11 protein-coding genes are annotated in these 9364 nt (G+C 33.7%); all 11 read right to left on the bottom strand.

Translation table 11 applies throughout. The features are described 5' to 3' along the window. Positions 1-36: 36 nt before the first annotated feature. The gene (locus INF30_RS12455) at positions 37-189 is read right to left on the bottom strand and encodes a hypothetical protein (RefSeq protein ID WP_226395448.1); all 153 of its coding nucleotides are present in this window, start codon (positions 187-189) and stop codon (positions 37-39) included. Positions 190-214: 25 nt separating this feature from the next. Then, positions 215-367 carry a hypothetical protein gene (locus tag INF30_RS12450; RefSeq protein ID WP_226395447.1) on the bottom strand — a complete coding sequence of 51 codons (153 nt, stop codon included), beginning with the start codon at positions 365-367 and terminating at the stop codon, positions 215-217. 217 nt (positions 368-584) lie between these two features. Continuing rightward, complete coding sequence (locus INF30_RS12445; protein ID WP_226395446.1) at positions 585-1244, bottom strand: hypothetical protein; 660 nt, start codon at positions 1242-1244, stop codon at positions 585-587. Between the two features lies 1 nt (position 1245). Beyond that, entirely contained in the window at positions 1246-2448 is a 1203-nt protein-coding gene (locus INF30_RS12440) for a radical SAM/SPASM domain-containing protein (RefSeq protein ID WP_226395445.1), read from the bottom strand. Positions 2449-2450: 2 nt separating this feature from the next. After that, the gene (locus tag INF30_RS12435) at positions 2451-3095 is read right to left on the bottom strand and encodes an ATP-binding cassette domain-containing protein (RefSeq protein WP_226395444.1); all 645 of its coding nucleotides are present in this window, start codon (positions 3093-3095) and stop codon (positions 2451-2453) included. Further along, complete coding sequence (locus tag INF30_RS12430; RefSeq protein ID WP_226395443.1) at positions 3092-4048, bottom strand: ABC transporter transmembrane domain-containing protein; 957 nt, start codon at positions 4046-4048, stop codon at positions 3092-3094. The genes INF30_RS12435 and INF30_RS12430 overlap by 4 nt, the downstream gene beginning before the upstream one ends. Next, positions 4005-5054, bottom strand: a complete 1050-nt coding sequence (locus INF30_RS12425; protein WP_226395442.1) for a S8 family serine peptidase — start codon at positions 5052-5054, stop codon at positions 4005-4007. Before INF30_RS12425 ends, INF30_RS12430 begins: the two co-directional genes overlap by 44 nt. Next, entirely contained in the window at positions 5047-6084 is a 1038-nt protein-coding gene (locus tag INF30_RS12420; protein WP_226395441.1) for a radical SAM/SPASM domain-containing protein, read from the bottom strand. The genes INF30_RS12425 and INF30_RS12420 overlap by 8 nt, the downstream gene beginning before the upstream one ends. A 469-nt stretch (positions 6085-6553) precedes the next feature. Next, complete coding sequence (locus INF30_RS12415) at positions 6554-6952, bottom strand: hypothetical protein (RefSeq protein ID WP_226395440.1); 399 nt, start codon at positions 6950-6952, stop codon at positions 6554-6556. A 47-nt stretch (positions 6953-6999) separates the two neighbouring features. Next, positions 7000-7728, bottom strand: a complete 729-nt coding sequence (locus INF30_RS12410) for a hypothetical protein (protein ID WP_226395439.1) — start codon at positions 7726-7728, stop codon at positions 7000-7002. A 479-nt stretch (positions 7729-8207) separates the two neighbouring features. After that, on the bottom strand, positions 8208-9248 hold the full coding sequence (locus INF30_RS12405; RefSeq protein ID WP_226395438.1) for a DUF262 domain-containing protein: 1041 nt from the start codon (positions 9246-9248) through the stop codon (positions 8208-8210). Positions 9249-9364: the final 116 nt, after the last annotated feature.

Here is a 9364-nt window from a genome sequence, read left to right as displayed (position 1 = left end):
TCTTTACTCATTATTTTTTCCTCTCTTTCTCGATGCTTACAGTAATCCGGTTACAACCGCATTACACTTATTCGATGTGCTTGTCGTACAGTCATACTGGCAGTGATCTGAATTACAGTACTGACTTGTTACGTCTTTTTCTTCTTCCGGCTGCTGAACTTCCTGGTTTCTTTTCTCTTCTTTACTCATTATTTTTTCCTCTCTTTCTCGATGCTTACAGTAATCCGGTTACAACCGCATTACACTTATTCGATGTGCTTGTCGTACAGTCATACTGGCAGTGATCTGAATTACAGTACTGACTTTTTACGTCTTTTTCTTCTTCCGGCTGCTGAACTTCCTGGTTTCTTTTCTCTTCTTTACTCATTATTTTTTCCTCTCTTTCTCGATGCTTACAGTAATCCGGTTACAACCGCATTACACTTATCAGATGTGCTTGTTGTGCAGTCATACTGACAATGATCTGAATTACAGTACTGGCTCTTAATATCTTTGCTTTCTCTGCTATCACCCATCAGATTTCCACCTCCCATTCTGTATATTCTATTTATTACAAAAGCAATTAATTTTGCTATGTAATCGTATTACATATTAGCCAAAAGGGCCGCAATCTCTACTGAATCAAAATAGAAACCATCAATTTCCCCATTGCTGACATGTAGCATTGTCGGCACACCAGCAATTACTAAATCCGCAGTATCTTTTACAGAAGCATAGTCAATTTCTGGTGTCTGAACATCTGTGTAAATGTCTCCTATTTCTGCTCCTTCAAACTGATCCACATTATATTCATTTATTTCAGTAATCTGATAACGGATAACTTTGCCATACATATTTACTTCCGTATTGTTTAAATATTTTTCTTCAGATTCTCCCGGAAGATAATTCTTACGCCCTTCATTATCAATCCATCCTATTTTTTTGTTATACTTTGCTGCTACTTCTGTCCAATCATATCCGTTTACCCGATTCGATAGAACACCATAGTCAACTGCATATATCTCTCCTCCTCCTGCTGCAAATTCATTAATTGCTTCCTTGACCTCATTACAATATGGACAATTTGCTTTGTAAAAATAAACATAATAGCTGTCTTCGTTCTGTTCCAAAATCTCCGATGTGGCTATTTTTTCTATTTCAGGATAGGGGTCAGTTGCTTCTGCTGCCCTAGCAGTGCCTGCTCCCAAAGTCACCGTCATAATAAGTGCGCTTACAAACGCAAATAATTTGCTTAATTTACTCATGTCATTCGACCTCCCATACTAATTTTTCTAATTGTTTTTTTCTTTTTCTACAGATTTTTTTATAATGAGATTCATCTTGCTTTATACCCAGTATGTAATTAATACAACTATGACAAAAAAGATTTACATCACATTTACTGCATTCATCCATATTCCATGGTCTAAGATAATCTATTAATAAATCTGCCTTCCTAGGATCTATAATTTCTGCTAAAGATAAATCCCGTATATTTCCCATACAGAGTTCTGGAATTCCCGCTAGTGGCGCACAAGGAAACACGTTACCATCGGCTGCTATATCCAACTCCCTCCTTCCTGGCCAACATAATTTACAGTAACATGCCAGCTCTTCCTCATTCTCATGCTGCTGATTAGGTAATAATTCGTCCCGATTGTCTTTTCCTCTTCCAGTAGGAGAGAAAATTCTAACAATAGGTTTAACCTTCAGCTTGTCACACAATTCATAGAACTCCGAAATATGGTCTTCCGTATAAGAAGATTCCAGCATAGATAAAGATATTTTTGTATAACCAGTCTCCTGTATCCGTTTAATACTATCAATTACCTTTCGGTAAACACCAGCCCCTCTTATTTTTTCGCAGCTTGCCTCATCATACCCATCTAAACTTATAGCAATTGTATCTGAAATTTTAACAAGTTCTTTAACATTATCATGATTTATCAGTAATCCATTCGTCGATAATACAACGGGACATTTAGTTCTTTCTTTTGCATATCGCATTAGTTCTAAAGCATCTTTTCGCAGTAATGGTTCGCCTCCAGAGAATGTAATTTGCCCCGGATTTACTGCTGCAAGCTGATCTATAATTTTTTTCCACTCAGCAGTATTCATCGGATCTTCACCCACAGTTCCATAGGATGCTGCCACACAATGTTTACATTTCAGATTACACCGATTAGTAATAGACAAATAAACAATATCCATTTTCATGTGATAAACTTCGTTATATTTATCTTGCTGAATGTAGTATTCAATTTTGCAAAGTTCAGTAAATAAATATTTCAGAGTTTTTAATAATTCTGTATTATCACACATAATACTCTGTGATTCTGTTGACATACAATGATCCAAAATTTCTGCATACTTTATCTTTGTACGAACAAATGCACCTGTTTTAGTATTGCACAATACAATTTGGTCTTCTCGTTTAAGAGTCCTTGCATACGGATTTTTAACATACATTATTAATCACCTCCTTTTATATCAATAACTTCATCAACATGCTGTATAACATCCTCTTCATGAGAAATTAAAATAATAATTTTGTCTTGTTTGATTTTTTCAATCAACTGAAAAAATCTTCTTTTTGACTGCTGATCCAAATTTGCTGTTGGCTCATCAAAAATATACACCTCTTTCTCCCGGAATAATGTCCTCATGATTCCTAGTTTCTGAGCCTGGCCTCCGGATAAACTAGAACTATCTTTTAGCCACGAATCCAGATTCCGATTCATTGCCTTTAAATCTTCGTCAAACCCCATTAAGTGAAGTAATCCCTCAATATTTCCACTTATTCCAAGGCAAATATTATTTTTTACTGTATCATGAAAAATAGGCGTTTTTTGAAACGATAACCCAATCAAATCCGAAATTTCTTCTCTTGTTAAGTCTTTTAAATCTATCTCATCAATTAATATTCTACCTTTATAATTCCGCCATATTTTTAAAAGGATATTAGCCAAAGTACTTTTTCCTGAACCATTAGGTCCATTTAAAAGATAGATATTCCCTTTTCTAAGTTTCGCACTTATACTTTTGCCGTATAATGGTTTTTCACCATATGAAAAATTAACGTTATATAAATCTATCTCATTGACTGTTTTTTTCATATTTTCTCACATCCTATTAGCATATTATCAATACGTTTTAAAGATACTCTTGCCCCCTGCATCTGTCCAAAAACTGCCATAATATTTGCAATAGGATTAAACATTCTTTGCGTATAAAGTAAAATTATTGTGAATTCTCCAGGGAGAATACTGCCTTCCATAACCATGTATCCGCTAATTGTAAGGATCATTAGATAAATTGTCATATTTACAATCTGAGGAACAAGGCCGTTGAAAGCAAGCAACATATTATATTTAAGTTGTCCTTTTCTAATATTTCTTTCGTTTTTCATAAACCTCGATAGAAAATAATTATCAGCATTAAGAACAATGTACTCATAAATATATGTTACAAATTCTTTAATCAAACTATATCCTATATCACAACGAGTCATTAAAATTGATGCTCTCTTCTCTATTTTCTTATTAAAGAAAATTTGTGTAGCTATCAGTATCGGGTATGCAGCTAAAACAAAATACATCACTGTTTTATTGATTTTTATCAATATTACTCCAGTAATAAATACGGTTGTTATCTGTAGTATAAGTTGTGCCATTACTCTCGATGATAATATTTCAATATTGTCGATATCCCCATTCATACCAGTAGTGAACGATCGTGCTTTAGCACTCAGTTCTTCGCCATCTGTCCGAAAGACTGATCGTACAATTGCCTCCTTTATTCTTACAATCACAGAATTTGATATTCTGGTAAACATATAAGAAAGAAGCACTGACGCCAATATAGACAGTATTTGAAAAATTGCAAGAAACACGATATTTTTGATGAGCATTTCTGCATTTTTTTCTGGTATAGCGGTATCAATAATTGCAGAAAGATAATTAGGATATAAATATGTGGCAATACAGTCCATTGTAATCAGAGCTAAAATAATAATATATCCTAGTTTATATTGCATAAGTAATTCTACTATTTTGCTTTTCTGCTTCATTTCTTAACCTCTTTTTTAAAAACTCTCTCAATCGGTATGCTGTACATATATCATATACATTAATTCCTCGGAAATCTTCATCTGAAACTCCCAATTTATGATATAGATATAACAGGAATCTATAAAAATTAAAGTAAGAAATACCATTTAGTCGTGACATAATTGGAGATTCTCTAAAGGCTTCTCGTTCTGGTTTATTTTTCCCGATTTTTTCAATCGCTTCTAAAATTAAATCCTCTAACATACGGTCCAAATCTGTTTTTGGCACATCACCAATACCATAGTCTATCTCTTTTACAAGTTCATTTTTTTCTTTGTTTTCACTCAGTTTTTTCAGTGCTACTAATGCAGATTCCATATTACCTATATGTTCATTTTTCTGTTGATCAAAAATAATACCCGACACGAATGCATTTGCCTTAGAACACCCCTTAAAAAAATTATATTCTCCATTTTTCCCTCGTAAAAAAACAGGTGTCCCATCAGCAATAACTTGAATATCAAGATTTTCATCTATAATCAATTTGTCTTTTCCCATCCCATAATCAGCACGCACCCCTATAACTTCTTTGAATCTGGCTGGTTGTGAATGCTGCATCTCATTATTTTCAGAAATACATATAACCTTTCCCTGCTTATATAATCTTCTACAAATTTCATGTAAATCCGTTTCAATTTCGCAGGTTTTTGTTGTAACTGATAAGCTCATACAAATTATCTTCGCAGGTACATCCAAGCAACTTTTCAAGGCTTCCAGCATCAGACAGCTATAGGATAAACCATTCTCATTAATAATTTTAATTACATAGAACTGAGATGAATGGTTTAAACTTAATATATAATCAGCACAGTTTGTCCCGTGTCCATAGCAGTCACATATATCACTATTTCTTAATATATGTCCATCCTTAAAAACGAGCTGGAATCCCCCCTCAACGTGTTCCATTATTTCCCGATTATTTACATCAATTCCGGAGTCAATTATCACTACTAAGTCGTCACGCATTGAATCCCTCCAAAATATATTCATACTTTTTATAACAGTCATATATCACTTTTCTTTCCTGGCAAGCGATATATGGTGCTTTGTAATAATCTCCTGTGGATTTTTTATTTATTATTTTACACACTTGACTTGAGCAATGCCCCTGATAATCACACTTTTCACAGCCACAAATATCTTGCTTATTAATATCATTCAATCGTCGTAGAACACCTTGGTCTACACCATAGAATATATCACCTAATTTAAATTCTTTATCACCTACAGAAAGAATACATGGATATATGTCCCCCTCTGGCGAAATATGGAAATTTGTTATTCCTCCATCACATAATCTTCTTGGTCTGAAAGTTGCCTCTTTGAGATTATATAAAAAATATTTACTTTCTTCTGGATTCTCAGCAATATAGTAATCCATAATACGATTCAACTGTTTGCTATATTCCTCTATATCATCTGCATTCCAAGAATCATCCGTATTAATTGCGTATGTGACAAATCCATATCGTCTTCTATCTAATTCAATAAAATTATCCGCAAATCTTTTCATCGTTTCCTGATTCACAGTCATCCTGATTCTCACATCAACTTGATGCCTTTTTAAAAACTCTAGCATAGCAATTGTTTCATCATACGAGGAGGAACCATCACAATGATGCCTTTTTAAATCATTGGTTTCCCGACTTCCATCGATACTTACCGAAAGCTGAATATTATCCATAAGATAATCGAGCATTTTTCTATCAAAAACAGTCCCATTAGTTGTTAATGAAAAATAATTAATTTTATCCCCATATTCTTCTTTAAATTTCTCTGTTAAAAAGTGAATAACAGGAAAATTGAGTAAAGGTTCACCGCCATGAAATCCAATATGAATTTCTTTTTTTCTAAACTCTATATCTTCAAATTTCTTTTTAAAATAGTCAAAAGCTTTTTCTGCAGTTTCCAGTGACATTGTTTTTGGCTGTTTCTTTACATAACAATAATCGCAATTAAGATTACATTTTTCCGTTACCCAGAACATTATATTCATTACTGTCACCTCTTTATCTTTTCGTTATCTCTTTGCTGATTCTTATTTTACTCAGCACAAAAAGAAAAGAAACAGTTATTGATTATCAGGTCATTTTTAACGTTTAAATGGAGCAGATATTTTCAAGAGTATTTTTAAGCATTAAGGAATTCACAAAAGAGTGCAGACTGAAGAGACAAGGAAAAGATTTAAGTAGCACCACTGTACAAGCGGACAAATAATCGAACTTGCGTTACCCACCCTTTTTGACGAGCATATAATCGGATATTATGAGGGCAATTCAAACCACCAATTGAAGTTATGCTTGTAAGTTACTTAGACACATATCTAAGCACCAAATTTCATCATAAAATTGGAGAGCTAAATCGGTATTACTATATTACCACCTTAGCTCTCCTATATTTAATGACACACATTAATTAAAGTTTTTCACCTATTTATCCTACACATATATAATTTTTTGTTTTGCCTATTTTTCAAAATCCTTTTTTAGTTCTTGCAAAAAGCGTAAATTTGAAAGATCTGTAATTTCAGACTGTAAAATAAAATTTAAATATTCCTCAGCTGTAAATGACGCGAGTACAAAATATTTACTTTCTTTTCTTCGACAGGTGATATCCAGAATTTCATTTCCCTTTGTCATCAAGAAAGCGTGTTCTACACATATCGTAGAATCGTACGCAGTCACAATACTGTACCCAAAACATATGCTTACATTCCACCCGTCAAACATATGGGTCTTATAAAACAATTTCCATACATTCATATAACACTGATTCCTTTTTAAAATATCTCCATATTTCTCAAATATCTCTACACTCTTAGAGTAATCAATTGGAAATATCTTTGTCATACCATATTTCTGCATAATTTCCTCATATCTTCTATAAACTAAGTAATCATTAATATATTCTTTCAAGAAATAGTCGCTGACCAGTCCTGTCCTTTTTCATTCTCTGAATTTTTAGCCTCAGTCTGTTTCATCAGTTTTTTCTTATTATCCATCAGTATCGTGTACTGCACATCATATAGAAAAAGTAGAATTTCCTTTTTCACAATCCAACTAGCCATAAATATGCCATAAAAACAAAGTAGGAACAATATTACTAATATGAGCAAACTTCCTCCTGTATGAAAAGCTGTTTCAACAAACTTTTCGTCAGAAAAATTTTCAATAATCCATGCTTTCATTTGTGATTCATTTCCTATATCAACAATAAAATCATATAGCTTTAAATAATAATTTGTAAAAAAGGTAATAAATAGAATTACAAACGTAACTATAACACCTATAAACCATGTTGCAAATGTTTTAGTCCTCTTAATATAATCCTCTATTTCTTTTATTAATAGCTTAATCATTTCAATATCCATATATTCCATAACTGTAGTGATCGCTTTTTCCCTTTCACGCCGATATCTTTTCTTACACCATAAATGTCCCAAGTAAGAACCAATGGCCAGAAGAAAGTATACTATTAAAGCAGTATCACTTTTCTTATTACCACCAATAAGTACGAGTGCCATCACACCAGAAATTATTGCTAGAACTATGTATAAAATACTTTCAGCCTTTATGCCAATCCCCACAATTTTGTAATTTTTTAAAATAATTTCTTTTATCTGCTTATAGTATTCACTCACAAATTATCCCTCCAAATTCAACATATTATTTTGGCAATGTCTGGAAAACAATATTTATCATCAGGATAATCATAGTCTTTCTATATGTCAAGCAAATCCCACTCTTAGCTTGACTCCAATTCTGTTTGTCGCCTCTACCATACAAATCCACTACAGAAAGTTTGATGTCTTTTTCTATCCTAGAACTTTTCATATGTTTATGACGACCAATGCTATTCCGTTGACTTGTTTTGAACGATCTTAAAGCTTATATTGTATTTCAAGCTTTAACCATACAATTGCATTATTACTTTTTGGGGCAGCATGTGCCAGAAAACACAAAAAGATGTATAAAGAAAAGACTCAGTCCTTTCTTCATACATCCTTAAAAATATACTTCTTGTCGGAACAATGTCTGGTCCCCCTACTCAAATAGGAGCAAACTTTCCGCAACAAATCCTCTCTTTCCCCTCTTTTAATCTGAAACAATTATCGCTCTTTCATGACGCCATATACTGAGAATAGCTTTCCTCCAGTGCATCTTCCCTAGCTTTAATCGCTTCTGCTTTTGCCGATCCGGCTTTTGCATTCTCATTATATTGCTCCATAATACTTGCTTCTTTCATAGGCTTAAAAAATTCTTCGATCCAATCCGCCACTTTCTCTGCCCCAGCAGAATCTGCAATGCTCTTACGGATAATCGGCATTAAAGAAAGCATGTGCGTCTTTTTAAAAATTTTCCTGCATACTCTGGCGCTCTCCTTCGTCTCCTTCTTCTTGATCAGTTCATACTCCTTCAACATCCGGTCGTAACACTGCAGAATTTCCCGAGTCTGATCATCAGTTATAATGGAATCTCTCATCGTAGGTCGTACAATCCGAGTCTCAAACGATTTTGTATCGCCATAGAAGAGAATCCATGTTTTTATTGCAATGTCCTCATTCACGTAGCCTGCCATTGATTTTTCATTAAGCGCTGCCTGGAAAATCTTATGAGATGCAATCTCACGGATCATCTTTTTCGAGTTTGCTGTCGCCCTGGTCAACTCAATTGCACTTAATGGTCTGCCATTATTGAGCCTGCGGAACAGTTCTTCTACATCATCCTGGTCCATGTTTTCATAATAATTCACTGTAAAACTAAACAGCTTAATATTATCTTGAAAATCCTCAGGCAGTTCCGAAAAGCGCTTTCCATTCAAATCTAGTTCACTACCGTCTTCCATTGTAAAAGTTGGTATGCCAATCAGAGGGAACTCATCATTCAGGTATTTGATTACAGTCATGACCCTCTGCTTTCCATCCACAAAATCGTATACTTTATCTTTAGGATCTGTAAAAATACAGTTGCAATATAAAGGCGGAACACACAAGCCTCGCATCATCGTATCAATTAACATGCTCATTCGGTTGTCCTTTGCCGTGTTTTTCCAAACAAAGGATCTCTGCACTGCGTTATCAAAAGAAATCGTTCCCCTTTCCAACATACTTTTAAAATCGCGCGATGTCCTAGGAAAGTTCTTCTTTTCATATATTTTCATCAGCTTCCCTCCTTAATTCAATGATAAAAAAATTATAGTATATGCATATACGAATTACAATATAATTTCGTATATTTTCTGCAGTATGATCAGTTTTACGGTTATTCGATTCAGAC

Source organism: Claveliimonas monacensis, assembly GCF_014982975.1.
GTDB classification, from domain to species: domain Bacteria; phylum Bacillota; class Clostridia; order Lachnospirales; family Lachnospiraceae; genus Claveliimonas; species Claveliimonas monacensis.
The sequence above is the reverse complement of the archived record's forward strand: the minus strand, read 5'-3'. Positions and strand labels throughout refer to the sequence as shown.

Coding starts and splice junctions, on each gene's coding strand:
- INF30_RS12450 (WP_226395447.1), bottom strand. CDS start 367: ATGAGTAAAGAAGAGAAAAGAAACCAGGAAGTTCAGCAGCCGGAAGAA.
- INF30_RS12440 (WP_226395445.1), bottom strand. CDS start 2,448: ATGTATGTTAAAAATCCGTATGCAAGGACTCTTAAACGAGAAGACCAA.
- INF30_RS12435 (WP_226395444.1), bottom strand. CDS start 3,095: ATGAAAAAAACAGTCAATGAGATAGATTTATATAACGTTAATTTTTCA.
- INF30_RS12415 (WP_226395440.1), bottom strand. CDS start 6,952: ATGCAGAAATATGGTATGACAAAGATATTTCCAATTGATTACTCTAAG.
- INF30_RS12420 (WP_226395441.1), bottom strand. CDS start 6,084: ATGAATATAATGTTCTGGGTAACGGAAAAATGTAATCTTAATTGCGAT.
- INF30_RS12445 (WP_226395446.1), bottom strand. CDS start 1,244: ATGAGTAAATTAAGCAAATTATTTGCGTTTGTAAGCGCACTTATTATG.
- INF30_RS12425 (WP_226395442.1), bottom strand. CDS start 5,054: ATGCGTGACGACTTAGTAGTGATAATTGACTCCGGAATTGATGTAAAT.
- INF30_RS12455 (WP_226395448.1), bottom strand. CDS start 189: ATGAGTAAAGAAGAGAAAAGAAACCAGGAAGTTCAGCAGCCGGAAGAA.
- INF30_RS12405 (WP_226395438.1), bottom strand. CDS start 9,248: ATGAAAATATATGAAAAGAAGAACTTTCCTAGGACATCGCGCGATTTT.
- INF30_RS12430 (WP_226395443.1), bottom strand. CDS start 4,048: ATGAAGCAGAAAAGCAAAATAGTAGAATTACTTATGCAATATAAACTA.